22 protein-coding genes and 1 pseudogene are annotated in these 21400 nt (G+C 71.3%); 19 read left to right on the forward strand and 4 right to left on the reverse strand.

Going from position 1 to position 21400, the window contains the following annotated elements; all coding sequences use genetic code 11:
• Positions 1-5 precede the first annotated feature (5 nt).
• Positions 6-542, forward strand: coding sequence for an NUDIX domain-containing protein (locus AB0I28_RS03020; protein WP_357489003.1), 537 nt, complete (start codon positions 6-8; stop codon positions 540-542).
• Here the strand turns inward: AB0I28_RS03020 and AB0I28_RS03025 are convergent.
• Positions 532-1362 (reverse strand): ABC transporter permease, encoded by an 831-nt coding sequence (locus AB0I28_RS03025; RefSeq protein ID WP_357489004.1) that lies wholly within the window; start codon positions 1360-1362, stop codon positions 532-534. The genes AB0I28_RS03020 and AB0I28_RS03025 overlap by 11 nt on opposite strands.
• Before the next feature lie 29 nt (positions 1363-1391).
• Complete coding sequence (locus AB0I28_RS03030; RefSeq protein ID WP_357489005.1) at positions 1392-2330, reverse strand: ATP-binding cassette domain-containing protein; 939 nt, start codon at positions 2328-2330, stop codon at positions 1392-1394.
• A 72-nt stretch (positions 2331-2402) separates the two neighbouring features.
• Here AB0I28_RS03030 and AB0I28_RS03035 point away from each other — a divergent pair, with 72 nt between their 5' ends.
• Positions 2403-3152, forward strand: a complete 750-nt coding sequence (locus tag AB0I28_RS03035) for a TetR/AcrR family transcriptional regulator (protein WP_357489006.1) — start codon at positions 2403-2405, stop codon at positions 3150-3152.
• Here AB0I28_RS03035 and AB0I28_RS03040 read toward each other — a convergent pair.
• A complete protein-coding gene (locus AB0I28_RS03040; RefSeq protein WP_357489007.1) occupies positions 3136-5172 on the reverse strand; it encodes an MDR family MFS transporter in 2037 nt (678 codons plus the stop codon). The genes AB0I28_RS03035 and AB0I28_RS03040 overlap by 17 nt on opposite strands.
• A 124-nt stretch (positions 5173-5296) precedes the next feature.
• Between AB0I28_RS03040 and AB0I28_RS03045 the strand changes: the two genes are divergently transcribed.
• The 15 genes and pseudogenes from AB0I28_RS03045 (at position 5297) to AB0I28_RS03115 (ending at position 19232) form a co-directional block, all read left to right on the forward strand.
• Positions 5297-5878 carry a GNAT family N-acetyltransferase gene (locus tag AB0I28_RS03045; RefSeq protein WP_357489008.1) on the forward strand — a complete coding sequence of 194 codons (582 nt, stop codon included), beginning with the start codon at positions 5297-5299 and terminating at the stop codon, positions 5876-5878.
• A 38-nt stretch (positions 5879-5916) separates the two neighbouring features.
• The gene (locus AB0I28_RS03050; protein ID WP_357489009.1) at positions 5917-6477 is read left to right on the forward strand and encodes an EF-hand domain-containing protein; all 561 of its coding nucleotides are present in this window, start codon (positions 5917-5919) and stop codon (positions 6475-6477) included.
• Between the two features lie 56 nt (positions 6478-6533).
• The gene (locus AB0I28_RS03055) at positions 6534-6932 is read left to right on the forward strand and encodes a DUF2784 domain-containing protein (RefSeq protein ID WP_357489010.1); all 399 of its coding nucleotides are present in this window, start codon (positions 6534-6536) and stop codon (positions 6930-6932) included.
• Between the two features lie 9 nt (positions 6933-6941).
• Positions 6942-7670 (forward strand): maleylpyruvate isomerase family mycothiol-dependent enzyme, encoded by a 729-nt coding sequence (locus tag AB0I28_RS03060; protein WP_357489011.1) that lies wholly within the window; start codon positions 6942-6944, stop codon positions 7668-7670.
• A 61-nt stretch (positions 7671-7731) separates the two neighbouring features.
• Positions 7732-8280, forward strand: coding sequence for a hypothetical protein (locus AB0I28_RS03065; RefSeq protein WP_357489012.1), 549 nt, complete (start codon positions 7732-7734; stop codon positions 8278-8280).
• A gap of 64 nt (positions 8281-8344) precedes the next feature.
• On the forward strand, positions 8345-10813 hold the full coding sequence (locus AB0I28_RS03070; protein ID WP_357489013.1) for a DNA translocase FtsK: 2469 nt from the start codon (positions 8345-8347) through the stop codon (positions 10811-10813).
• A 173-nt stretch (positions 10814-10986) separates the two neighbouring features.
• Positions 10987-11220, forward strand: a pseudogene (locus AB0I28_RS03075) (helix-turn-helix domain-containing protein); the annotation flags it as partial.
• Between the two features lie 40 nt (positions 11221-11260).
• On the forward strand, positions 11261-13912 hold the full coding sequence (locus tag AB0I28_RS03080; RefSeq protein ID WP_357489014.1) for a BTAD domain-containing putative transcriptional regulator: 2652 nt from the start codon (positions 11261-11263) through the stop codon (positions 13910-13912).
• A 215-nt stretch (positions 13913-14127) separates the two neighbouring features.
• Positions 14128-15576 (forward strand): 30S ribosomal protein S12 methylthiotransferase RimO, encoded by a 1449-nt coding sequence (gene rimO, locus AB0I28_RS03085; RefSeq protein ID WP_357489015.1) that lies wholly within the window; start codon positions 14128-14130, stop codon positions 15574-15576.
• Positions 15577-15589: 13 nt separating this feature from the next.
• Complete coding sequence (gene pgsA, locus AB0I28_RS03090) at positions 15590-16177, forward strand: CDP-diacylglycerol--glycerol-3-phosphate 3-phosphatidyltransferase (protein WP_357489016.1); 588 nt, start codon at positions 15590-15592, stop codon at positions 16175-16177.
• Positions 16174-16662, forward strand: coding sequence for a nicotinamide-nucleotide amidohydrolase family protein (locus AB0I28_RS03095; RefSeq protein ID WP_357489017.1), 489 nt, complete (start codon positions 16174-16176; stop codon positions 16660-16662). Before pgsA ends, AB0I28_RS03095 begins: the two co-directional genes overlap by 4 nt.
• Before the next feature lie 66 nt (positions 16663-16728).
• Positions 16729-17124 (forward strand): helix-turn-helix transcriptional regulator, encoded by a 396-nt coding sequence (locus AB0I28_RS03100; RefSeq protein WP_357489018.1) that lies wholly within the window; start codon positions 16729-16731, stop codon positions 17122-17124.
• Between the two features lie 114 nt (positions 17125-17238).
• Positions 17239-18102, forward strand: coding sequence for a PspA/IM30 family protein (locus AB0I28_RS03105; RefSeq protein WP_357489019.1), 864 nt, complete (start codon positions 17239-17241; stop codon positions 18100-18102).
• 29 nt (positions 18103-18131) lie between these two features.
• Positions 18132-18953: a hypothetical protein gene (locus AB0I28_RS03110; RefSeq protein ID WP_357489020.1), complete on the forward strand. Its 822-nt coding sequence runs from the start codon at positions 18132-18134 to the stop codon at positions 18951-18953.
• Positions 18954-18980: 27 nt separating this feature from the next.
• On the forward strand, positions 18981-19232 hold the full coding sequence (locus AB0I28_RS03115; protein WP_357489021.1) for a hypothetical protein: 252 nt from the start codon (positions 18981-18983) through the stop codon (positions 19230-19232).
• On the opposite strand, the gene AB0I28_RS03120 is transcribed toward AB0I28_RS03115, so the two are convergent.
• Positions 19223-20035: an SAM-dependent chlorinase/fluorinase gene (locus AB0I28_RS03120; protein ID WP_357489022.1), complete on the reverse strand. Its 813-nt coding sequence runs from the start codon at positions 20033-20035 to the stop codon at positions 19223-19225. The genes AB0I28_RS03115 and AB0I28_RS03120 overlap by 10 nt on opposite strands.
• 46 nt (positions 20036-20081) lie before the next feature.
• On the opposite strand from AB0I28_RS03120, the gene AB0I28_RS03125 reads away from it, so the two are divergent.
• Together AB0I28_RS03125 and AB0I28_RS03130 are read left to right on the forward strand one after the other, a co-directional pair.
• Positions 20082-21026 carry an aminoglycoside phosphotransferase family protein gene (locus AB0I28_RS03125; RefSeq protein WP_357489023.1) on the forward strand — a complete coding sequence of 315 codons (945 nt, stop codon included), beginning with the start codon at positions 20082-20084 and terminating at the stop codon, positions 21024-21026.
• Positions 21027-21171: 145 nt separating this feature from the next.
• Positions 21172-21399 (forward strand): hypothetical protein, encoded by a 228-nt coding sequence (locus AB0I28_RS03130; RefSeq protein WP_357489024.1) that lies wholly within the window; start codon positions 21172-21174, stop codon positions 21397-21399.
• Position 21400 lies beyond the last annotated feature (1 nt).

Genomic DNA, 21400 nt, shown 5'->3' on the forward strand with positions numbered 1-21400 from the left:
GTGGCGTGCTCTTCGACGACGTATGCGACCGCCTGACCCGCTGGACCCCGCACGAGCAGGCCCGGGAGGCGCACGCGGCGACTCTCGGCCTGCTCGTCGAGGGCCCCGCCGTGCTGTCGAAGGCGAACGAGGGCGCGCACGTCACCGCCTCGGCGCTCGTCGTCTCGCACGACCTCGCGAGCGTCCTGCTGTGCCTGCACGGTAAGGCCCGCAAGTGGATGCAGCTGGGCGGGCACATCGAGGCCACCGACGCGACCCTGCTCGCGGCGGCGCTGCGAGAGGTGGCCGAGGAGTCGGGCCTCACCGGCGTGGAGGCCGACCCGGTGCCGATCGACGTCGACCGGCACCGGGCCCGCTGTGGTGGGGGAGAGGCGTGGCATCACGACGTGCGCTTCGCGTTCCGCGCCGCCGAGGGCGCGAAGCCGCGGATCAGCGACGAGTCCCTCGACCTGGCCTGGGTCCCCGCCGGGCGGCTGCCGCAGCCGCTGGCCGCGGCGACGGCGCGGCTGGTGCCGCTCGCCCTGGGCAGGTTCAGCGGCTGAGCCGCCGGTAGCGGCGCACCGACAGTGGCAGGAACACCACCGTGATCACCAGCGGCCACAAGGCTGCCAGCAGCAGGGAGTGCCCCGCCGCCCAGGAGTCGCCGCCCCAGCCGGGGCTGCCGAAGAGTTCACGGGCCGCCGCGGCGGTCGCCGAGAGCGGGTTCCACTCGGCGATGGGTCTGATCCAGGCGGGCATGGATTCGGGCGCGGAGAAGACGTTGGACAGGAACGCCAGCGGGAAGATCAGGATCTGCACGGCGGCGGTCGCCTGGGTGCTGCGGATGACCAGCCCGAGGTAGACCCCGATCCACAGCATCGCGAAGCGCAGCCACAGCAGCAGGACCAGCGCCAGCAGCCCGGGCCCGATCCCCTCCTTCCAGGTCCAGCCGGTCAGCAGACCGCACAGCACCAGTGCGACCAGGCTCAGGCTCGACTGGAACAGGTCGGCCAGGCTGCGGCCCATCACCACCGCCGACTGAGCCATCGGCATGGACCGGAAGCGGTCGGTGACTCCCTTGGAGGCGTCGGCGGCCATCGCGGTCATGGTCGACTCGACGCCGAACATCATGGTCATGGCCAGGGTTCCGGGCACGAGCAGTTCGCGGTAGTCACCGCCGCCCGGGACCGGCATGTCGCCGCCGATGAGGTAGCCGAACATCAGGAAGAACATGATCGGGAAGAGCAGGCCGACGGCGACCTCGAAGGGCTGGCGGAGCCAGTGGGAGGTCTCCCGGGCGGTGAGCGTCCAGGAGTCGGTGACGGCCCAGCGGACGCGGGCGAACAGTCCCGTCGGCGGGCCGGGGTGGATGAGCGTGGTCATGGTTCCTCTCTCGGTGATGGGGGGCCTGGTCATTTCGTGAGCTGCAGGAAGACCTCGTCGAGGGTCGGCCGCCTCAGTGCGAGGTCCTCGGCGGCGATCCCCTCCTCGCCGAGCGCGCGGACGACCTCGCTCAGCGCGCGGACCCGGTCGGTGACCGCCACGCTGACCAGCCGCCGCTCGGTGTCCGTGACCGGTTCGTTTCCGGTGGTGCGGGCCATGACGGCCGCGGTCCGCTCCACCTGGGACTCGTCGTGCACCACGACGTCGAGGCGGTCGCCGCCGAGCCTGGCCTTGAGTTCCCCGGGCGTGCCCTCGGCGACGACCTTGCCGTGGTCGATGACCGAGACCCGGTCGGCGAGCTGGTCGGCCTCGTCGAGGTACTGGGTGGTGAGCAGGACCGAGGTGCCGCCGGCGACGAGGTCGCGGACGCAGTCCCAGACCTCGCCGCGGCCGCGCGGGTCGAGGCCGGTGGTCGGTTCGTCGAGGAACAGCACGCGTGGCGAGAGGATGAGGCCGCACGCCATGTCGAGGCGCCGGCGCATGCCGCCGGAGAACTGCCCGACGGGCTTGGTCGCCGCCTCGGCGAGGTCGAAGCGTTCGAGCAGCTCCTCGGCGCGACGCCGGGCATCGGCGCGCGAGAGGTGGTAGAGGCGGCCGAACAGGTACAGGTTCTGCCTGGCGCCGAGGATCTCGTCGACGGCCGCGTACTGGCCGACGAGGCCGATCCGGTGGCGGATGAGCGCCGCGTCGCGGGCCAGGTCCAGTCCGGCGACCTGGGCGCGGCCGCCTTCGAGGCGCAGGAGTGTGGCCAGGATGCGCACGGCGGTGGTCTTGCCGGCTCCGTTGGGGCCGAGCAGGCCGTGGACGGTCCCGGCGGGGACGGTGAGGTCGAATCCGGCCAGGGCGGCCTTGTCTCCGTAGTTCTTGGTCAGGCCCTCGGCCTGAATGGCGGGTGTCGTGCGACTCACGGGAACCTCCGAGCTCTCCGTACGGTGTACGGATGATATCGTACACCGTACTAAGATCTAGGATGGGCAGCGATGAAGAGCGACGAGAGCCACAAGGCGACCTCAGTACGGACCCTCGAACTGCTCTGGGGCGTCCACGAACGGTCGAGCCGGGGACCCAAGCAGGGCCTGACGATCGAGGCGATCGTGCGGGCCGCGATCGAACTGGCCGACGCCGAGGGCCTGTCGGCTCTGTCGATGCGCAAGGTCGCCGAACGCCTCGGCGTCGGCGCGATGACGCTCTACACCTATGTCCCCGGCAAGGACGAGCTGATCGGCCTGATGATCGACGCCGTCCAGGCGGAGCGGCCGGCCCGTCGCGACTCCGCAGAGGGCTGGCGCGAAAAGCTCGAACAGGTCGCGCGCGACAACTGGGACCTCTGCCACCGCCACATGTGGCTGGTGCAGGCCGGATCCGAGCGCAACCCGGTCGGCCCTCACTCCATGGACGTCTACGAGGACGAACTGGCCTGCGTCTCCGGGATCGGGCTGACGCCGGGCGAGATGGTCCAGGTGCTCAGTCTCATGAGCGGATACGTCGACGGGGCCGCGCGGGCGGCCGTGCAGGTGATCCAGGAGGAGCGGCGCACCGGACTGACCCGCGAGCAGTGGTGGGAGCAGATCTCGCCCGCCTTCGACAAGTTCATCGACTACGAGCGCTACCCGACCGTGCTGAGCACGGGCGACGCCGAGTCGCACGCCCACGGGCCCCGGGAGAACTTCGAGTTCGGCCTGGCGCGGGTCCTCGACGGGATCGAGGTACTGATCAAGGCGCGGACGTAGCGACCGAGGTCGCGAAGCGGTCCTCGTCCTCGTTGAGCAGCTTCACCGCGAGCACCCGGGTCGCCTCGGTGAAGCGGGCCTGCTCCTGGCGGTCGACGCTGTTCCAGTCCGACAGCCGGGTGTGGATCCAGCGCTGCCAGGCGTCGACCAGCAGGTCCATCTCGTCCCGGCCCGCGGTGGTCAGGGCCAGGTGGTCGCCGTCGACCCGGACGTAGCCCTCGGCGGCGGTCACGGCGAAGGCCGGCCGCAGCACCTGCGGCGGGACGTGGTGGGCGGCGGCTATCTCCGACAGCCGCGCCCCGCCCTGCCAGCGCGAGCGGATGTGCACCTGGGCGAGCAGCCACGCCTGGCCCTTGCCGAGTTCGCTGCCGGAGTCGGCGAGGATCTCCTCGGCGATGACTCCGCGGTCGTCGGCGATCATCTGCGAGACCGCGCGTTCGAGGTGGCGGTTCTCGTCGCGCGTGTCGGGCGCGGCGAAGCCCTCGCCCATGTCGGTGACACCGGCCCGGGCGGAGTCGCGCAGCGGGACCTCCTTGAGGAACCACGCCACGATGAAACCCACGACCGCGACGGGCACGACCCAGAAGAAGACGTAGTCGATGGCGTCGGCGTAGGCGTCGACGATGAGCGTGATCTGCTCGTCGGGCAGAGCGTGCAGCGCCGCCGGGCTGGCCACGGTCGCCGGATCGATGCCGGGGGACTGGGCGTAGGCCTCGGCGAGTCTCGGGTTGAGCTTGTTGGTGAACAGCGTGCCGAAGATCGCGGTGCCGAAGGCGCTGCCGAGCGTTCGGAAGAAGGTCACGCCGGAGGTGGCCGCGCCCATCTCGTGATAGGGGACGGTGTTCTGCACGGCGATGGTGAGCACCTGCATCGCCAGCCCGATCCCGAGACCGAGGACGAGCATGTACAGCGACTGCTGCCACACGGTGGCGTCGGCGCCCATCGTCGACATGAGATAGAGCCCGAGCGCCATCACGGCCGTGCCGACAATGGGGAAGATCTTGTATCTGCCGGTCCGGCTGACGATGATCCCCGACAGTATCGAGGTGACGAGCAGGCCGATGACCATCGGCAGGGTGCGGATTCCGGAGGCCGTGGCGGTGACGCCGTCGACGTACTGCAGGTAGGTGGGCAGGTAGGTCATCGCGCCGAGCATCGCGAAGCCCACGATGAAGCTGAGGATCGAGCTCACCGTGAAGACCGGGTTGTGGAACAGGTGCATGGGCAGGATCGGCGCGACCGCCCGGCGTTCGACGAAGACGAAGGCCGTCAGCAGCACCACAGCCGTGGCGAACAGCCCGAAGATGACCGGCGAGCCCCACTCGTACTCGTCGCCGCCCCATTCGAGGCCGAGGATCAGCGAGGAGGAGCCGCCGGCGACCAGGAGCAGGCCGAGGTAGTCGATGACCGGTTTCTCGGCCGACTTGACGACCGGGATCGTCTTGGCCGCCATCGCGATCATGATCACCGCGATGGGCACGTTGATGTAGAAGCACCAGTGCCAGGACAGGTGGTCGGTGAACAGGCCGCCCACGGTCGGCCCGATGACGGTGGTGACACCGAAGACCGCGCCCATCGCGCCCTGGTACTTGCCGCGCTCGCGCAGGGGGATCACGTCGGCGATCAGCGCCATCGCGGTGACCATGAGGCCGCCGGCGCCGACGCCCTGGATCGCCCGGCCGATGATGAGAATCGTCATGTCCCACGCGAGGCCGGACAGCGCCGAGCCGGCGATGAAGACCACCGCGCTGATCTGGAAGACGACCTTACGCCCGAACATGTCGCCGAACTTGCCGACGACGGCCGTGGAGATCGTCTCGGCGAGCAGGTACGCGGTGACCAGCCACGCCATCTGGCCCGGATCGCCGAGGTCGGCGACGATGGTCGGCAGCGCCGTCGCGACGATCGTCTGGTCGAGGGCGGCCATGAGCATGCCGAGGATGATCGTCACGAAGATGACGTTGATCCGTCCGCGTGTCAGCGCCGGAGGTGCCTGCTGCTCCGCGACGGCCGCCGCCATGCCCACTCCATCCGTCCACCGGGTGCGACAACGGGACGTTAACATTCCGATGCGGACAGTGACGAGGGTTGCCGGGATCCGCTCGACGGCACTGTGGACGGACACGGGCGAGTAGCGTCGCGTCGTGATCGTCTCCTGGGAGGAGCCCGGCGGGCCCGGGCACGTCCACACCGCACGGTTGTGTCTGCGCCGCCCGCGTGGCGAGGACGCCCTGGCGCATCACGAGATCCACAGCGACCCCGCGACCAACCTGCACAACCCGGCCGGCCCCACCCTCGACCCGGCGGCCAACGCCGCCGACCTCGCGTCGTGGCGGGCCGACTGGGCTCGCGACGGCATCGGCTACTGGATGGTCCGCGAGACCTGTGACGGCGAGGTCGCCGGGGTCGGCGGCGTCCGGCGCGCCGCCTTCGACGTCCCCGTCCTCAACCTCTACTACCGTTTCCGGCCGTCGGCCTGGGGCCGCGGGTACGCCGGTGAGGTCGCCGGGGCCGGCGTGGAGGCCGCGCGGGCGTTCGCCCCGGGCCTTCCCGTCGTCGCCGTCCTCCGTCCGGGCAACACGGCCTCACGCCGCGTCGCCGAGCGCGCCGGGCTGGTCTTCTCGCGCGTGCTCGACAAGGACGGGCGGCCCAGTGAGCTGTACGTGTTGGACCCGCCCGATCCGTCCCCGGCGTTTCACCGCCGCCCCGAACCGCCGGGGCCCTAGGCTCTCAGGTTCGCCCGAACCCCGAAGGACTGAGAAACTTGGCACAGTCGCAATTCCTCGACCGCAAGCTCGCCCGGCGCTTCGAGACCTATGACAGCGACGGCGACGGCTACATCGACCGCACCGACTTCGCCCTGGCCGGCAATGCCATGGGTGCCGCCTTCGGTCACGCCGCCGACTCTCCCGCCCGCGGCCGCCTCCTGGAACTCCTCTTCGACCTGTGGGACTACCTCGCCACGGTCACCGACGCCGACACCGACGGGCAGATCAGCCTCGCCGAATACCGCACCGCCTTCGGCGCGGGCCTGCTGGAGACCCCCGAGACCTTCGACGCCGGCTACGTTCCCTTCCTCGACGCGGTCATGGACATCGCCGACGCCGACGGCGACGGCCGCCTCGTCCGCGACGAGCACATCCGCTGGACCGGCACCCTCATGGGCCTTCCCGAACCGGTGGCCGGAAAGGTCTTCGACCGCCTCGACACCGACGGCGACGGCTTCGTCAGCCGAGAGGAGATCCTGGAGGCGATCCGCGCGTTCTACTTCGACGACACGCCCGGCTCCACAGGGGAGTGGCTGCTGGGGCCGCTGCGGGACTGACAAGACCTTTCCGAACCGTTACCCAACACCCCGCCGGAACCCGGCACCATGGCCATATGGGCTACCGGATCGCGGGCCAGGCAGTCATGCTCCTGCACTTCGCCGTGCTTCTCTACCTCGCTTTCGGCGGGTTCCTCGCCTGGCGCTGGCCGAAGGCGTGGTTCGGGCACCTGGCCATGGTCTGCTGGGGACTGCTGGCCGTCGTCTACCCGGTGGTGTGCCCGCTGACGCACCTCGAGAACGAGGCCCGCGCCAAGGCCGGCCAGTCCGGCCTCGAACCCGGCGGTTTCATCGACACCTACATCGAGGACGTCATCTACCCCGAGGAGCGGACCGTCCTCGTCCGCTGGCTCGTGGTCGCGGTGGTCGCCTTCTCCTGGGCCGGGACGCTGTACTTCATCCGCAGGCGCCGCCGGGCGCGCGCGAGCGCCGAAAACGTCGGTGCCGCGACGTAGCCTGCGCGCATGGAACCCAGTGCTCAGCGTGCCGCCGTCGACGCCGACTTCGCTCTCCTGAACGCCCTCGCAGGCACCGGCTCGCAGCGGCGGGTCCCGTCCTGCCCGGACTGGACCCTCGACGACCTGCTTCGCCATGTCGCGCTCGTCTACCTCCACAAGGCCGCCGCGATGCGCGCCGGAGCGCTGCCCACCGAGTGGCCGCCGCCGCTCGATCACGAGGCCACCCCCGCGCTGCTCGAACGCGCCCACGCCGAACTCACCGCCGAGTTCGAGGCTCGCGACCCGTCGGAGACGACGCCGACCTGGTACGACCCCGACCAGACCGTGGGCTTCTGGATCCGGCGCATGGCCCTGGAGACGGCCGTCCACCGCGTGGACGCCGAGCAGGCCGCCGGCGTGCCGGTCACGCCCGTCGGCGACGAGCTGGCCCTCGACGGCATCGACGAGGTCCTCGACATCATGCTCGCCTGGGGCTCGGTGAAGTACCGCGAATTCCGCGACGAGGACCTGCCCACGGTCGAACTCCGCTCCGGCGGTCGCCGCTGGTTCGTGCGGCCCACCACCCAGGGCGTCCTCATCGACGCGTCGGGCGAGGCGGAGACCGTCATCGAGGCGTCCCCGTCGGACGCGCTGCTGTGGCTGTGGCGCCGCGCGGGCGACGAGGTCATCACCGTCACCGGCGACCCCGCCCACGTGGCCACCCTCCGGGACCTCATGAAGACCGCGACGGAGTGAGCGCGGCCGTCGCGTGCGCGGGCGGAATACGATCTCCGTTCGCTCACCCGATGGAGGCCACGTGAAACTCAGCCTGCGTTCCACGACCGGCGCCAAGATCGTCGTCGTGTTCTTCGCCGTCTTCGCGATCTGCTGCGCCTCGGTGCCGGTGATCGCGCTCGGGACCACCGGCGGCCGCTCGGGGAACCTCAACCCCGTCGGGACCGTCGCCGCGGTGGTCGTCTTCGCGCTTCTCCTGGCCGGACTCATCTGGATGACCGTGTCCATCCTGCGCTCCCACGTGCGCCTCGACGGCTCGGTCGTCACCTTCCAGAAGGCGTTCACCAGCAAGAACGTCGACCTGGCCACCGCGACGGCCCTGTGGTTCGACGAGCGTCCCCTGCGCCGCGACAACCGGGCGAGTGTCACCGTGCCGGTGCTGTGCGCACGCCGTTCCGACGGCACCATCGCCCGCATTCCGCTGTCGAACCTGAGCAGCCGGCTTCCTCCCGACGAGCTCAACGCCCTCGCCACGGCCATCGAGAGCGGCGTCCGCGAAGGCGAGCAGGCCCGCGAGGCCGCCGCCGTCGCCCACCAGTTGCGCACCTGGTCGTACCGCCTCCCGCGCTGAACGCCGCGAGGGCCTAGCCACCGGCTTGAAGCACAGCCGTGTCATTCCTCGGTACGGTAAGGGCATGGCCGGCCGGAGCAGCACCACGCGGAAGAAGACCGCGACCAAGCGGGCCGCGCCCGCGCGCCGCGGCGCGGGCACCGCGACAGCGCGGCGCAAGCGCCCCGCCAAGGCCGCCGCGAAGAAGCCGAAGATGCAGATCCCCGGTCCCTTCGAGGTACTGGTCAAGGGCCTCGGCGCGCTCCTGACGGGCATCGCCCGCTCCTTCGGATGGGCCGCCCGGTCCATCGGCAAGGGCGCCGCGAGCGCACGCGACCTCGACCACGCCCACCGCCGCGACGGCGTCGGGCTGCTGCTCCTCGGCCTCGCGCTCGTCTTCGCCGTCGGCGTCTGGTTCGACACCGCCGGCATCGTCGGCGAGGCCATGAGCCTGGCCGTGCGCTGGCTCGTCGGCGGCGCCGCGCTGGCGCTGCCGATCGTGTTCGCCGTGCTGGCCGTGCGCGTCTTCCGGCACTCCATCGACGAGGAGGCCAGGGGCCGCGCCGTCGTGGGATGGACGGCGCTGTGGCTCAGCACCGTCGGGATCCTCCACCTCGCGGCCGGCAAACCGTCCGAACTCGACGGGCAGCTCCACGCCGGCGGTGCCGTCGGACGTGTCGTCGGCGGTCTGCTCGACAAGGCCCTCTCCGCCTACGTCGCCGTCCCGCTGCTCATCCTCATCGGGCTCTTCGGCGTTCTCGTTGTCACCGCGACCCCGGTCAACCAGATCCCCGAGCGGGTGCGTTCGCTGCTCGCGCTGGCCACCGGCCGCGCCCCGGCGCCCGCCGACGAGGAGACCGAGGAGGCCCCGGAGCCCAAACCGACGCTCCGCCGCGCCTCCCGCCGCAGGCAGCAGACGATGAGCGGTGTCGAACCCGTCGACCTCAACGCGGCCGCCGAGGCCGACGAACCCGCCGACCCCGACCCGATACTGCCGGTCGTCCCCGCCGACAAGGTGCCGGAGACCCGCAGGCCGCCCGAGCACGGCGCCCCGGCGCGCAAGTCCGTCCAGCCGCCCCTCCCCGAGGGCGACTACCGGCTGCCGCCGCTCACCCTTCTCAAGAAGGGCTCGGCGCCCAAGTCGCGCAGCAAGGCCAACGACGTGGTCATCGCCGCGCTCCAGGAGGTCTTCGAGCAGTTCAACGTCGACGCGGCCGTCACCGGCTTCACCCGTGGCCCGACGGTGACCCGGTACGAGGTCGAACTCGGCCCCGGCGTCAAGGTCGAGCGCATCACGCAGCTCTCCCGCAACATCGCCTACGCCGTCAAGAGTCCCGACGTGCGCATCATCAGCCCCATCCCGGGCAAGAGCGCCGTGGGCGTGGAGATCCCCAACGTCGACCGCGAGGACGTCGCGCTCGGCGACGTGCTGCGCAGCGCCACCGCCCAGAACGACTCCCACCCCATGGTCGTCGCGCTCGGCAAGGACATCGAGGGCGGCTACGTCCTGGCCAACCTCGCCAAGATGCCCCACCTGCTCATCGCCGGCGCCACCGGCTCGGGCAAGTCGAGCTGCATCAACTCCCTGCTCGGCTCGATCCTCGCCCGTGCCACCCCCGACGACGTCCGCCTGCTCCTCATCGACCCCAAGCGCGTCGAGCTGACCACCTACGAGGGCATTCCGCACCTGGTGACCCCCATCGTCACCAACCCCAAGAAGGCCTCCGACGCCCTCCAGTGGGTCGTCAAAGAGATGGACATGCGCTACGACGACCTGTCGGCCAACGGCGTGCGCCACATCGACGACTTCAACCGCAAGGTCCGCGCCGGCCAGATCAAGCCCGTCCCGGGCAGCGAGCGCGTCTACCGCCCCTACCCCTACCTGCTGGTGATCGTCGACGAGCTCGCCGACCTGATGATGGTCGCCCCACGCGACGTCGAGGACGCCGTCGTACGCATCACCCAGCTCGCCCGGGCCGCCGGCATCCACCTCGTCCTGGCCACCCAGCGGCCGTCCGTGGACGTCGTCACCGGCCTCATCAAGGCCAACGTCCCGTCCCGGCTGGCCTTCTCCACCTCCTCGCTGGCCGACTCGCGGGTCATCCTCGACCAGCCGGGCGCCGAGAAGCTCATCGGGCGCGGCGACGGCCTGTTCCTGCCCATGGGGGCCAGCAAGACCCAGCGGATCCAGGGCTCCTGGGTCGGCGATGCCGAGATCGCCGCCCTCGTCGACTTCGCCAAGAAGCAGCGCGAGCCGGAGTTCCGCGAGGATGTCGCCGCGGCCGCCGAGGGACCGCGCAAGGACATCGACCCCGACATCGGCGACGACATGGACCTGCTCCTGCAGGCCACCGAGCTGGTCGTCAACAGCCAGTTCGGCTCGACCTCGATGCTTCAGCGCAAGCTGCGCGTGGGCTTCGCCAAGGCCGGGCGGCTCATGGACCTCATGGAGACCCACGGCGTGGTCGGCCCCACCGAGGGCTCCAAGGCTCGCGACGTGCTCGTCAAGCCCGAGGAACTCGAAGGCACGCTCACCGCGATCAGGGGCGGCTGATCACCGGACGTCGACGCTGAAGCGACGACCGGCGCGGCCTCCTGGTGGCCGCGGCACCACGCGTGGACCCCGACGTCGCCCGCTCGTTGCGTCCTCGTGACCGATGTGCGAATCTTGGCACTCACGACAGGGCGCGACCGGGAGGACGAGTGCACATCCGTCTCATCGGGCCCGTGCGCGTCGAGTCCGGGGGAATCGCGCATCACGTCACCGCCCCGAAACGCGCGACGCTGCTCGCCGCGCTCGCGTCGACGCCCGGAATCCCGGTCTCCCAACTCGATCTCATCGAACGCGTCTGGGACACCGAGCCTCCCGAGGCGCCGCTGAACGCGCTCTATTCGTACGTCACGCGCCTGCGGGCACTGCTGCGCGACACTCCGGCCACGATTCGCCGATCCGGACCGCAGGGGTACGTCCTCGACGCCTCACCGCACGAGATCGACGTCCATGTCGTACGCGCCCTCACCGCGGAGGCCACCGAACTGTCGGCCATGGGCCGGACCGCCGAGGCGCTGGTGCGATTGCGGCGCGCAGTCCCTCGCCGAGGGCACCGTCCTGGTCGGCGTCCCCGGAATATGGGCCGACCGTTTCCGGGCCGTGTACGCGACCGAGCGGCTCAACCTGCTCACCGCCCGCTACGCCGCCGAGCTGGACGCGGGCAATCACGAGAGCGTCCTCGGTGAGTTGATCGCGCTGAATCAGGACGAGCCCTTCGCCGAGGCCCTGACCGGCCACCTGATGCTCGCCTACCACCGGTCGGGTCGTTCGGCCGAAGCCCTGGCCTGCTACGAGGGGCTGCGTACGCGCCTGCGGGACTCGCTGGGCGCCGACCCGTCGGCCGCGCTGCGGCGCTTGCACGTCCAGATCCTCGACCACGACGTCGATCTGGAGCCCGCGACGGCGCTTCCGGCGCCGTCGATGCTGCCCGCCGGCGTCGGCGGGTTCGTCGGCCGCCGACGGGAGTCGACGGCCTTGACCGAGGCGCTGACCGGACGCGGAGGGTCCCCGCTCGCGGTCGTCGCAGGTCCCGGCGGGGCGGGGAAGACCGCGTTGGCCGTCCACTGGGGTCGGGCGCACCAGGCGGAGTTCCCCGACGGGCGGCTGTACGTGGACCTGCGCGGCTTCGATCGCCACGCGCCGCTTCCGCCGCGCGACGCCCTCTCGCGGCTTCTTCTCGCGCTCGGTCATCCCGCCGACGCCGTTCCGTCCGACGTGGATCTCGCGGCCGAGCTGTACCGGGCTTCGACGGCCGGGCGGCGGATGCTCGTGGTCCTCGACAACGCGCGCGACGCCGAACAGGTGCGCCCGCTGCTGCCCGGCGACGGCTGCGCGACCCTGGTGACCAGCCGGGACCGGCTGACCGGGCTGATCGCCGTCGACCACGCGCGCATCGTGCCGGTCTCGCTCCTGCCCGCGGACGAGGCCGTGGACGTCCTTGCGAGCGTTCTCGGGCCGCGGCGGATCGCAGCCGAGCCCGAGGCCGCCGCGCGCTTGGCCGAACGCTGCGGTTTCCTGCCTCTCGCCCTGCGCATCGCCGCGGCCAACCTCGCGGTCCGGCCGGTCGCCTCGATCGGCGCCCACGCCGACGCCCTCGGCGGCGCGGGCCGTCTCGACCTCCTGAGCATCCCCGGCGACCGCCGGGCGACCGTCAGCGCCAACCTCGAAATCTCCTATCGCGCGCTGCCTCCGGACGCGCGAGATCTGCTGTGCCGCCTCGGATCACTGCCCGTCGAGGACGTCGCGCGGGGGCTCGCGGCGTCCGTCGCCGGCCTTCCGGAGGCCGAGTTCGCCGCAGCGCTGGGCGCCCTTCACGACGGCCATCTCGTGGAAGAGCATCGCGAGGACCGCCACCGCATGCACGACCTGGTACGCCTCTACGCCGCCGCGCGAGCCGAGACCGATCTTCCCGAGGACGAGCGGTCGCGGACCATCGACGCCTTCATCGACTGGCAGCACGACCGCGCGTACGGACCCGAGGACGAGGAGGAGAACAACATCCTGCTGGCCTGTTCCCACCTCGGCGAACATCCGAGACTGTGGCGGCTGGTCGTACCGCTGCGCAAGTCGATGAACGCCGGCCGGTCTCTCGACCGCGTTGGCGGCGTTGCCGCCACCGCGCTCCGGCTCGCCGAACGCGACTTCGACGAGGCGGGCGCCTTCCAGATGTCGAAGCTGCTGGCGGCCGTGCACCGCAAGGCCGGCGACCTCCCGGCCGCTTTGCGGCTCGGTCGCAAGGCAGTGGACATGGCGGCCGCTCTGGGGCCGCGTGAGCAGGCCGCAGCCCAGGGGAACCTCGGAGCCTTCCTCGCCGCGTCCGGGGACACCCGGGGCGCCGCCGAAACCCTCGGCGCCGCGATGGACCTGGCGATCGCGACCGGGAACACCCGATCGCAGTTCATCATCGTCGAATCGCTCGTCGCCACCCTTCTCAAGCTCGGCGAGCACGCGCGGGCCCGGCGCCACCTCGACGCCGTGACCGCCGGCATCGAGGCGTTCAATCCCGTCGAGAGGGCGAGTCTGCGCCTGTTCGCGGGAACCATCCTCGTCGACGAGGAACGCTTCGAGGAAGCTCTCGCGGTGATCGAGGAATCGCTGGCCTTCGCCCTCCGCGAGGGCAGCACCTTCCTGGAACTGCGCTGCCTCATCTGGCAGGGCAGGGCGCTGCGCCGCATGGGGCGACTCGCCGAGGCCAGGCGCGCGCATACGGCCGAACTCGCCCTCAATCGCCGCCATGGGCGGGCGGCCACCGAGTTCGACACGCTGTGCAGCCTCGCCCAGGTCGACGCCCTTCGCGGCGATCCCACGAGCGCCGAACACTTCCTCGCCGAGGCCCGGGCCCACACCAAACACGCTGAGACCGCCTGGGGCGAGGCCCAGCTACAGCTGACAGGCGCGCTGATCCACGGCGCCCGCGGCGAACATCGCGAAGCGATCGCCGGCGCGGGCGCGGCGCTCGCGTCGTACACGGCCATGGCCTGGCTCCAGAAACAGGCGGAGTGCCTGCGGGTCCAGGCGAACGCGCACGATGCGCTCGGCGAGTTCGAACAGGCCCACCGGTGCCGGGAACAGGCGACGCGATCGCACCGGCCCGGGGATTAGGGCTCGTTCGCCCACCTGCGCCGACCGCCCGGCGCGTCGCCACGGTCCGGCCGGGCCGAGTCTGCGGCGAGGCCCCACACCGGGGGAATGGTGAGAACGTTCACGGCGGGCCGCGCCCCTGGCCGGAGCCGATCCACGCACACCGGGCAAGAGGCGTCGCACACGTGCCCTCGGCTGATCGTTCCGGTGTGAAGACCGACGGCTAGGCTCGGGGGGTGTCAGCTCCAGCAACTCGCCGTGTCGCGCTACTGACCCTTGGGTGTGCGCGCAATGAGGTCGACTCCGAAGAACTCGCCGCTCGTCTGGCCGCCGACGGCTGGGAACTCACCGATGACGGTGACGACGCCGACGTCGTGATGGTCAACACCTGCGGTTTCGTCGAACAGGCGAAGCAGGAGTCGGTGGACACCCTCCTGGCCGCGGCCGACACCGGCGCGAAGGTGGTCGCCGCCGGCTGCATGGCCGAGCGCTACGGAAACCAGCTCGCCGACAGCCTCCCCGAGGCCGACGCGGTCCTGAGCTTCGACGACTACCCCGACATCTCGGCGCGCCTGACGGCGATCCTCAACGGCGAGAACCCCGCGGCCCACACCCCCAAGGACCGCCGGACGCTGCTTCCGCTGGCCCCCGTGGCCCGACAGGCGGCCGCGGCGTCGGCCGCCCTGCCCGGACACGGCGACCGCGGCGACGAGGGCACTCCCGCCCACCTGAAGGTCCTGCGGCGCCGGCTCGCCGACGGCCCCGTCGCGCACGTGAAGATCGCCAGCGGCTGCGACCGCCGCTGCACCTTCTGCGCGATCCCGTCCTTCCGCGGCGCCTTCGTCTCCCGGCATCCCGACGAGATCCTGGCCGAGGCGGCCTGGCTCGCAGGGGAGGGCGTGCGCGAGATCAGCCTCGTCAGCGAGAACACCACCTCCTACGGCAAGGACCTCGGCGAGACCGGCCTGCTCGACCGGCTCGTCGCCGACCTCGCCTCGGTCGAGGGGATCGTGCGCGTCCGCGCCTCCTACCTCCAGCCGGCCGAACTGCGGCCCAGCCTGGTGAAGATCATCGCGACGACCCCGGGCGTGGCGCCCTACTTCGACCTGTCCTTCCAGCACGCCAGCGAGACCGTGCTGCGCCGGATGCGCCGCTTCGGCTCCGTCGAGTCCTTCCTGCAGCTCTGCGACCAGATCCGCCAGTACGCGCCCGACGCGGGGATCCGCACGAACGTCATCGTCGGCTTCCCCGGCGAGACCGAGGAGGAGTTCGGCGAACTCGTCGAGTTCCTCAACAACGCCCGCCTCGACGCCGTCGGCGTGTTCGGCTACAGCGACGAGGACGGGACCGAGGCCGCCGGCCTCGACGGGAAACTCGACGAGGACACCATCGCCGAGCGCTACGAGATCATCAGCGCGCTCGTCGACGAGACCTCGGCGCAGCGTGCCGCCGACCGTGTCGGCGACACCGTCCACGTCATGGTCGACACCGTCGAGGACGACGACGAGGGACTCGTCGTGGAGGGCCGCGCGGCCCACCAGGCTCCCGAGGTCGACGGCACCACGACGCTCACCGGAGCGGTGGGGGACCTGCGTCCCGGCGACCTCGTGGAGGCCGTCGTCGTCGACAGCGTGGGCGTGGACCTCGTCGCCAAGGTCGACACTCCTCCGGCTCGGAATGGATGACCAGGAGGGCCGCGTGGTGCGTACCGTGCCCGTGGTCAACCCGGCCAACGCGATCACCGCGCTGAGGCTGGTGCTGGTCCCCGTCTTCCTGGTCTTCGGGGCCCTGTCGGACTTCATTCACGACGGTTGGCGCATGGCCGCCTGCCTCGTCTTCCTCGTGGCCTCCCTCACCGACTGGCTGGACGGCTACCTCGCCCGCGCCAACGGCTGGATCACGTCCTTCGGCAAGATCGCCGACCCGATCGCCGACAAGGCCCTCACCGGCGCGGCCCTGGTGCTGCTCTCGGTTTACGACCGCCTCCCCTGGTGGGTGACCTTCGTCATTCTTCTGCGGGAGGTCGGCATCACCCTGATGCGTTTTTGGGTTATCAGGTACGGAGTCATCGCGGCCAGTCGCGGTGGCAAGGTTAAGACGGTGCTCCAGATCGCCGCCATCGCCTGGTACCTGTGGCCCTGGCCCGAAGCCCTCGTGGGCGTCGGACCGTGGCTCATGGGCGCCGCGCTGGTGGCCACCGTGGGCACCGGGGCCGACTACGTCGTGAGAGTCATCGCGCTTCGCCGCAAGGGCAGGCGCGCGGAGCAGGAGGACGCGCAAGCGTGAGCAGTACCGCCGTCGTGCAGACCCTGATCGAGCGAGCCGAGAAAGTCGCCGTCGCCGAGTCCCTGACGGGTGGGCTGCTGGCGGCGGAGTTCGTCGCGGTTCCGGGCACGAGCGCGGTCTTCCTCGGCGGAGTGGTCGCCTACGACCCCGTCATCAAGTCGAAAGTGCTCGGCGTGCCGCCGGAGACGATCGAGGAGTACGGCGTCGTCTCGCCCGAGACGGCGATCGGGCTGGCCGAGGGCGTGCGCGGCCTCCTCGGCGCCGACTGGGGGGTCGGGACCACCGGCGCGGCCGGTCCGGAGCCGCACGGCGGGCGTGAGCCCGGTACGGTTTGTTTGGCGGTGGCCGGACCCGGCGGCCGGATCCGCGTCGAGACGCGGGTCTTCGCCGGCTCCAGGGAAGACGTCCGGCGCCACGCCGTCGACGCGGCGTTGCGGCTGCTCACCGAGGAGCTCGCGGCGGTGGGAGGACAGGGTGCGTGCTGAACGCGTGAACGCGCGGTACCGTGACGGTCAACCCCGGTTTCGGGGTCATGGCGAAGGGGGCAGGCGATGGTGCTGCTGCGTCGGATAATCGGCGAGGCGCTGCGGAAACGTCGGCGCGCACAGCAGCGCACGCTGCGCGACGTCTCCACTTCCGCGAACGTCAGCCTGGGCTACCTCAGCGAGATCGAGCGCGGCCACAAGGAGGCGTCCAGCGAACTGCTCGCCTCCATCTGCGAAGCCCTCGACACGCGCCTGTCGGACGTGCTCGGCGAGGTCAGCCGCACGGTCGCCGGCGTTGAGGACGCACAGCGTCTTGAGAAGCTCCGCGAGGCCCGCCGCACTCGCGTGGCCACCGCGCCGCGCCCGGAAGCGACGGTCACCGCCCTGCGTGTCCGGCCGCTCACCCACCCGCCCCAGCGGCGGGCGAGGCACGCGGTTCCCGAGGCGCGCGTCGCCGCGTGACATTTGTGGCATCACCGGCGGCGCCTAAATGACGCCGGGGCGATGTTGTCGGAGTGGCGAGCGCCTGACACCATAGACCTTGGACGTGTTGGGAGCCGCAGAGAGGACCGCGAGATGGCGAATCCGTTCGCTAAGGGCTGGAAGTACCTGATGGCGCTGTTCGGCGCGAAGATCGATCAGTACGCCGATCCGAAGGTGCAGATCCAGCAGGCGATCGAGGAGTCCCAGCGTCAGCACCAGACGCTCGTGCAGCAGGCCGCCGCGGTCATCGGGAACCAGCGCCAGCTGGAGATGAAACTCTCCCGCACGATGTCCGACGTTGAGAAGCTGCAGGCCTCGGCGCGCCAGGCGCTCGTACTCGCCGACAAGACCCGCGCCGACGGCGACGAGGCCAAGGCGACCGAGTACGAGAACGCCGCGCAGGTCTTCGCCGCGCAGCTGGTGTCCGCCGAGCAGTCGATGGAGGACCTCAAGACCCTCCACGACCAGGCCATCGGCGCCGCCCAGCAGGCGCGCAAGGCCGTCGAGAACAACGCGATGATGCTCCAGCAGCGCCTCGCCGAGCGCACCAAGCTCATGAGCCAGCTCGAGCAGGCCAAGATGCAGGAGACCATCGCCAACTCGCTGGAGTCGATGAGCGCGCTCGCCGCGCCCAAGAACGTTCCCTCGCTCGACGAGGTCCGCGACAAGATCGAGCAGCGCTACGCCTCGGCGATGGGCCGTGCCGAACTGGCACAGAACTCTGTCGAGGGGCGCATGCTGGAGGTCCAGAAGTCCTCGCTGGACATGGCCGGCTCGGCCCGCCTCGAGCAGATCCGGGCGAGTCTCTCCGGCGACAAGCTGGCGCCCGCGGTCGGCACCGGTGACGGCGACGCGTCCTCGTCCTCGTCGGCGCCCTCGGCGAACTCGGCGACGGTCTCCCGTCTCGACGAGATCCGCGCGAGCCTGGGCAAGGACAAGGACGCCGCGTCGGGCTAGGCCCGCAACCCTGACGAGAAGGTGTCCCCATGGCCATCGACCGGTCTCTCCGCCGGCAGGCGTTCGGCGGACTGAGCAAGCCCTACAAGAAGCTGCGTCGAAGGTTCCGGGCGGCCCGGCGCTGGACGGTCCTCTCGGGACTGTTCGGCGGCGCGACCGCGATCCTCGTCCCTTACGCCGGGCTCGGCGGCCCGGACGCCGTCTGGGCCGCCCTGACCGGGGCCTCGGTCGGGATGGCAGCGCTGCGCTGGTTCGACTACCGGGCGCTGTCGCGTTCGCTTCCCGCCGAGGCCGACCGTCTCACCCAGCACGGGCACCACACGCTTGCCGGTGAGCTCAACAACGTCGCCGAGGCGGCGGCCGGCATGATCCACCGCAAGCGCACGCAGACCCAGTTCCGCGGGTCGGCTGCCAGCGTGCCTTACGAGCGCCTGGAGGCGGCCAGCCGCGCCTATCGCGAGATCATCGCCCGCCTCGACGGCCCGGCCCGTGACGCTGTCGAGGACGTCACCGACGTCGAGGAGCAGTTGCGCGGCCTGAGCCATCAGGTTCGCGGTCTGGAGCGCTCCCTTGCCGTTGCGCCCCGCGAGCAGCGCGGCGGACTCGCCGAAGGGCACCGGCAGCTCGTCGGGCGCCTGGAGAGCGGCGTCGGCGCGTACGAGTCGATGGTCGCCGGGGCCGCGCAGATCGTGGCCGAGAACAGTGCCCTCGGCGGCGCCGTGCACGGTGAGGACATGGCCGTGCGCCGCCTCACCGACGCCGCCGACCGGCTCAAGGGCTTCGCGGCGGGACTCGGCGAGATGCGCGACCTGCACCGCGGGATGAACCCGCCGCCACCGCCCGGGTTGTAGGCGCGGCCGGGGGTTGTCTCGGGCGATGTGAAGATCTTCGCCGTCTCCGGCAGCCTGCGTCCGCGATCTACGGTGGGCGCGCTGCTCCGGGCGAGGGTCGAGGCCGCCGACGCCTTCGTCGTGGCCTCGCCCGAATACGCCGCCGACATGCTCGGGAACGCGGTGCTCGGCGTCCCGGCGGTCCGTTCGGTGCTCGACGGCGACGTGCTGACCGATCCGGCCACGTCGGCCCGGCTGACGGCCATGTGGGAGGCACTGCGCGCCCGCGTTCAGGCCTGACGTACCCGCACCAGGTCACCCGGGCCGATGCCGAGCGTCTCGGCCGCGCTGCCGCCGTTGACCGCGATCGAGGCGAACCCGGCGGAGTCCACGAGCACGATCAGCGCGCCGGGTTCACCCGAGGCGAAGACATCGGCGCGCCGAGCCGCGCGACCGTTGACGTCGAGGGATTCGCCGAGGGCGTCGAGGTCTTCGGGAGGGGCGGCCAGCTGCACGTTGCCGAAGCGGTCGACCGTCGTGGCCTCTGCCTCGAAGCCCTCGTCGCCGACGATGACGGCCGGTTCGGACAGGCGCACGATCCCGTGGACGTCGAGCGGGTCGCCGAGCGAGGTCAGCGGCACCCCTGTCGCGACGTGGGCCGCGGCGGGCGCGAAGACGTCCCGGCCGTGGAACGTCCGCGACACCGGATGCCGGTGGTAGCGCTCGTTGGACAGCGACACCGCCTGCGTGATTCCCCCGAGCGCGTCGGCCGCCCAGCCGAGGAGGCCGTTGTCCGGCCCGATGAGGACTCCGGTGGGTGTGGCCAAGGCGAGCGGGTGGCGCACCGTGCCGACCCCCGGATCGACGACGGCCATGTGCACCGACCCCTCGGGCAGGTAGGGAAGTGTCTGCGCGAGCACGTGCGCGGCTCGGCGGATGTCGCCCGGCGGGATCAGATGGGTGATGTCGACCATGCGCGCGGTCGGGGCGGTCTCCAGGATCACGCCCTTGCACGCGCCGACGAAGCCGTCGGCGAGACCGTAGTCGGTGGTGAGGCTGACGACGGTACCGGGCGGCCGGTCGCCGACGGGGTAAGTGTCCACGCCGTCCACACTCGCACAGGCACGTCCCGGCGGATATGTTGATCCGATGGCGGATCACGGCGTGTCGGTTCCAGATGACGTCCGGGAGAGCATCCTGCGGATCCTCGGGGACTCGGCGTGGCTGGACGCCCTGCCCGCGACGGTCGCCGGGCTCTGCGAGAAATGGGGCCTGACCCTCGACGGTCCCGCGATGAGCGGCGGTACGCACTCCTACGCCGCGCCCGTCCGCCGGCTCGCCGACGGCGGGAAGGCCGTCCTCAAAGTGACCGTCGCCGACGAGGAGAACGCCGCCGAACCGAGCGCCCTGCGCTGCTACGACGGTGACGGTGCCGTGCGCCTCCACGAGTTCGACCCGGCCTCGGCGGCCCTGCTGATCGAGCGCGCCGAGCCGGGAAACCCCTTGGTCGACGAGACCGACCGGCTCGGCGCCGTCGAGGTCGCCGCCGGGCTGTTGCGCCGGCTATGGCGCGTGCCGGGGGAGCCGCCCACCGGGTTTCCCGCCTTTCCCGCGGTGTCGGGCCTGATCGAGGGCTGGTCGCGGACGTTCCCGGCGCGGGGAACCGCCCCCGGTGGCGAGGCCGTCGCGGGGAAGCTGGTCGCGCGCGGTGTCGAACTGCTCGCCGCCCACGCCGTCCCCGACGGACCCGTCGGCCTGGTCAACCGCGATGCCCACCTCGGCAACTTCCTCGCCGCCGGCCGGGAACCGTGGCTGCTCATCGACCCCAAACCACTGCTCGGCGAACGCGCCTTCGACGCCGGCTATCTGATCGCCCGGCAGGTCGCCGACCGCCCGGAGACGCCCTTCGCCTGGGAGATCGTCACCCGTGTCGCCGACGGCCTGGGCGTCGACCGGGGCCGGGCGTGCGGCTGGGCCTTCATCCGGGCCGTCGACACCGCCCTGTGGATGTCCACCAGCGGCGCCGCCGACCACTGGTTCGCCAAGGCCTTCCTGGCCGCCGCCGAGACGCTTTACCCGCTGATCAAGGACTGAGGAACACCGAAGCGACGCACCGGGTTCGGCCCGGCCCGGCACCTTCGGCCCGGAGAGGGTCTACGGTGGGAAACAGGCCGGGACGCGGTCCTCGACGGTCGCGCCCGAGCCCAGTCCCCATCTCCCAGCCGAGGAGCGTAACCGCATGATCGTGCGGAATGTGCTGGCGGTGATCGGAGGCGTGGCGGTGGCCGCCGTCGTCGTCGCCGGCGCCTCTGTGATCGTCTTGAAACGGATGGCCGACGCCATCCCCGAGGACATGCTCGAAGACGCCGAACTCGCCGACGCCGAGGATCTCGACGCCGACCTGCGCGGAACCGTCCAGGGCAAGCCGGGCGTCAAGAGGACCCCGCTGTCCCCGAGTACCGCCTGAG

It is taken from the genome of Phytomonospora sp. NPDC050363 (genome assembly GCF_040655735.1).
In the GTDB taxonomy this organism is placed as follows: domain Bacteria; phylum Actinomycetota; class Actinomycetes; order Mycobacteriales; family Micromonosporaceae; genus Phytomonospora.

What these genes read in the sequence shown, in the direction of transcription:
- AB0I28_RS03025 (WP_357489004.1), bottom strand. Translation starts at nt 1,362, where the DNA reads ATGACCACGCTCATCCACCCCGGCCCGCCGACGGGACTGTTCGCCCGC.
- AB0I28_RS03035 (WP_357489006.1), top strand. Translation starts at nt 2,403, where the DNA reads ATGAAGAGCGACGAGAGCCACAAGGCGACCTCAGTACGGACCCTCGAA.
- AB0I28_RS03040 (WP_357489007.1), bottom strand. Translation starts at nt 5,172, where the DNA reads ATGGCGGCGGCCGTCGCGGAGCAGCAGGCACCTCCGGCGCTGACACGC.
- AB0I28_RS03055 (WP_357489010.1), top strand. Translation starts at nt 6,534, where the DNA reads ATGGGCTACCGGATCGCGGGCCAGGCAGTCATGCTCCTGCACTTCGCC.
- AB0I28_RS03060 (WP_357489011.1), top strand. Translation starts at nt 6,942, where the DNA reads ATGGAACCCAGTGCTCAGCGTGCCGCCGTCGACGCCGACTTCGCTCTC.
- AB0I28_RS03070 (WP_357489013.1), top strand. Translation starts at nt 8,345, where the DNA reads ATGGCCGGCCGGAGCAGCACCACGCGGAAGAAGACCGCGACCAAGCGG.
- AB0I28_RS03080 (WP_357489014.1), top strand. Translation starts at nt 11,261, where the DNA reads ATGTCGTACGCGCCCTCACCGCGGAGGCCACCGAACTGTCGGCCATGG.
- AB0I28_RS03100 (WP_357489018.1), top strand. Translation starts at nt 16,729, where the DNA reads ATGGTGCTGCTGCGTCGGATAATCGGCGAGGCGCTGCGGAAACGTCGG.
- AB0I28_RS03105 (WP_357489019.1), top strand. Translation starts at nt 17,239, where the DNA reads ATGGCGAATCCGTTCGCTAAGGGCTGGAAGTACCTGATGGCGCTGTTC.
- AB0I28_RS03110 (WP_357489020.1), top strand. Translation starts at nt 18,132, where the DNA reads ATGGCCATCGACCGGTCTCTCCGCCGGCAGGCGTTCGGCGGACTGAGC.
- AB0I28_RS03125 (WP_357489023.1), top strand. Translation starts at nt 20,082, where the DNA reads ATGGCGGATCACGGCGTGTCGGTTCCAGATGACGTCCGGGAGAGCATC.
- AB0I28_RS03130 (WP_357489024.1), top strand. Translation starts at nt 21,172, where the DNA reads ATGATCGTGCGGAATGTGCTGGCGGTGATCGGAGGCGTGGCGGTGGCC.